2 protein-coding genes are annotated in these 458 nt (G+C 42.4%); both read left to right on the top strand.

The features are described from left to right. Positions 1 to 212 (top strand): hypothetical protein (locus AC3DE3_RS17345; protein WP_488370863.1); only part of this gene is annotated, 212 nt, incomplete at its 5' end. Positions 213 to 267: 55 nt separating this feature from the next. Continuing rightward, on the top strand, positions 268 to 458 hold a 191-nt coding region (locus AC3DE3_RS17340), incomplete at its 3' end, for a hypothetical protein (RefSeq protein WP_488370862.1).

The raw sequence follows: 458 nt of genomic DNA, 5'->3' as shown, positions 1-458 counted from the left end.
TATGCGAAGGGCTTAGAAAAGCATTCGCAAAGATGGGCGCAGGTAGAAAGAAAAGAAAGAAAATGATTATAGCAACTGTTAGGGTAATGTCCAACGACCGTCTTTTGGCCTGGGGTGAGCGCGAGTTTACTTCCGAAGAGGACCTGGTAGCTTTTGCCCAGTTGAAGCATCACTGGATGAATTTTGTTATCGTTAACGTAAGAGAAAACTGACTTGATTCTATAACTGAATCAGAGTATAATATATTCTTACAGTGAGGAAACCAACATGAAACAGCTTTTTGTGACGCTATACACCGGCTTCGTAGGTATGGATGAACATATACTATACGAGTGGCTGGATGGTATGCCAGAGAACGACATGCTAGAAGAACTTCAAATGCTTGCCAACGACAACGCTGCAAGGTATGGTATCTATCCTCAGTCTGAGTTTGATGATGAAGTTGGTGAGGATGATGA

It is taken from the genome of Dietzia sp. IBK-p2-16D, from assembly GCF_057773085.1.
The sequence above is the reverse complement of the archived record's forward strand: the minus strand, read 5'-3'. Positions and strand labels throughout refer to the sequence as shown.